This is a genomic window from Arenibacter lacus, from assembly GCF_008711145.1.
Lineage (GTDB): Bacteria > Bacteroidota > Bacteroidia > Flavobacteriales > Flavobacteriaceae > Arenibacter > Arenibacter amylolyticus.
Genome location: NZ_VVIN01000210.1, coordinates 1 through 725 on the forward strand (window position 1 = coordinate 1; position 725 = coordinate 725).

The following is a 725-nucleotide window of genomic DNA, read 5'->3' on the forward strand; positions in this document are numbered from 1 at the left end:
GAGTCTATCCAAAATTTTGTGTTTTTGAAAAATAATTTCAAAATTCATAGGTTTAAAATAATTTGATTATAACCTATTTGGAAAACAAATATACAATTGATTGTAAATTTGCCCCCACTTAGATCTTGTTTTCTTCCATTTCTTACTGATGCTTTGAGCTGCTAAGTATATAGATTTAAGAGCTGCATCATCGTTAGGGAAGACCTTTTTATTGCGCGTATATTTTCTTAAACTGGCATTGAAGCTCTCAATAATGTTGGTCGTGTAGATGAGTTTCCTGATTTCTTTGGGATAGCTTAAAAAAGCCGTTAGGTTATCCCAGTTATTTTCCCAGGATTGAACGGCAGCTAGGTACTTGTCCTCCCAGTTTTGTTTAAAAACTTCAAGGGCCTCCAGCGCAATTTTTTCGTTATCCGCCTGATAGATAGCTTTAATATCCACCATAATTGCCTTACGGTCCTTATAGCTCACGTATTTTAGGGAGTTCCTGATTTGGTGCACAATACAGACCTGACGAATACTATTGGGGTAAATGGCCTCTACCGCCTTGTCCAATCCAGATAGATTATCGCTGCACAAAAAGAAGATATCCTTTACCCCACGGGAGCGCAGATCATCCAATATGGACATCCAGGCAGCGGCCTTTTCTGTTTCGACAATACTCATGCTCAAAATATCCTGTTGCCCTTCGGTATTAATCCCCAGGACAATCATGCAGGCCTTAG

Annotated in this window: 1 protein-coding gene; it reads right to left on the minus strand. The window is 39.0% G+C overall.

The annotated features are described in order from the left end of the window. Positions 1-66 precede the first annotated feature (66 nt). On the minus strand, positions 67-725 hold a 659-nt coding region (locus F1E73_RS17195), incomplete at its 5' end, for an IS256 family transposase (protein WP_150452685.1).